This window comes from Dietzia sp. SYD-A1 (genome assembly GCF_015356725.1).
Lineage (GTDB): Bacteria > Actinomycetota > Actinomycetes > Mycobacteriales > Mycobacteriaceae > Dietzia.
In genome coordinates this window covers 1-1,425 of the sequence record NZ_JADDKI010000609.1, presented here as the reverse complement: position 1 = coordinate 1,425, position 1,425 = coordinate 1, and the positions used below count along the sequence as shown (strand labels likewise).

1 protein-coding gene is annotated in these 1,425 nt (G+C 73.6%); it reads left to right on the top strand.

The features are described from left to right. Positions 1 to 1,425, top strand: a 1,425-nt coding sequence (locus tag IY392_RS17655; protein ID WP_194861936.1) for an arabinosyltransferase domain-containing protein, incomplete at both ends; no start/stop codon positions are given.

The window sequence follows — 1,425 nt, the reverse complement described above, 5'->3', positions numbered from 1 at the left end:
CCCCACCGGTCTCATGTGCGTGGCCGCCCTGGCCGCGGGCGCCCGCGAGTTCGTCCGCATGGCCCGCCGACGCGCCCAGGTGGTCGGCTGGGCGCCCCTCCTCGGCCCGGTCCTGGCGGTGGGCCTGGCACTGCTCTACACCGTGTTCGCCGACCAGACCCTCGCCGCCGTGCTCGAGGCCACCCGTATCCGCACCGAGCTCGGTCCGAGCCTGCCCTGGTACGGCGAGAAGGACCGCTGGGAGGCGCTGTTCGGGGTGTCCGCCGACGGCGGTGTGGCGCGACGCTTCCCCGTGCTGCTCATGCTCATGTGCCTGGCGCTCGTCACGGCCGTGATGCTCCGCCGCGGCCGGATCCCCGGCGCCGCCGCCGGGCCGTCCCGTCGGCTCATCGGCGTGATCGCCGGCTCCCTGCTGTTCCTGGTGTTCACCCCCACCAAATGGACCCACCACTTCGGCGTGTTCGCCGGCCTCGCCGGGGCGCTGGCCGTGCTGGCGGTGATCGCCCTGCGGTCATCGACCGTCTCACTGCGCCGCAGTCGGTGGCTCGTCGGGGCGGCGCTGTGCCTCGTCGTGGGCCTGTCCACCGCCACCAACAACACCTGGTGGTACGTCTCCGACTACGGCATCCCGTTCTCCGACAACTTCCCCGACGTGCTGGGGGTCCAGGTCCAGTACGTCGCGTTCGTCGGCGGCCTGCTGTGCCTGCTCGTGGCCGGGCTCATCCACGCCGGGATCCTGCCCGACTCACCCGACGGGACGGTCGCCCGCCGGATCACCCGGGCCCTGCCCTTCCTCCGATCAGCTCCGGACACCCCCGCCGCCCGGACCCGCGATCGCCGCCGCATCGGGGCCGGACGGGGCCCCGGCATCGACGGTGCCCCCCTGACGATCGTGGCGTTCTCCGTCGTGATCTTCGAGCTCGTCTCCGCCGTGACCGCCGTGTTCGTCCAGACCCCCGCCTACACCGTCGGCCGCGCCAACCTACGCGCCCTGAGCGGGGAACCGTGTTCGCTCGCCGACTCGGTGCTGGTGGAGGAGGACTCCAACGACGGTCTCCTCCGCGCCGTGGGCGCGGGGCCGGAGATCTCCCTGGGCGCCGGGGTGGTCAACGGGTTCGCCCCCAACGGCCTGCCCGACACGATCACCGTCGACAGCGCGGAGGCCTCGGGGGCGTTGGCACTGTCCGACTCGGGAGAGAGAGAACCGGGGGACGGAGTCGACGCCGGCACCACCGGGGGCCGGGGCGAGGTCACCGTCAACGGCTCCACCGTCGCGCTGCCCTTCGGCCTGGACCCGGACACCACCCCGGTCCTGGGGTCCTACCGCCGTGGCCCCCAGGTCGCCGCCGAGCTCACCTCCGCCTGGTACGAGTTGCCCGCCCGCCGACCCAACAGCCCGCTGCTGGTCATGGCCGTCGCCGGCCG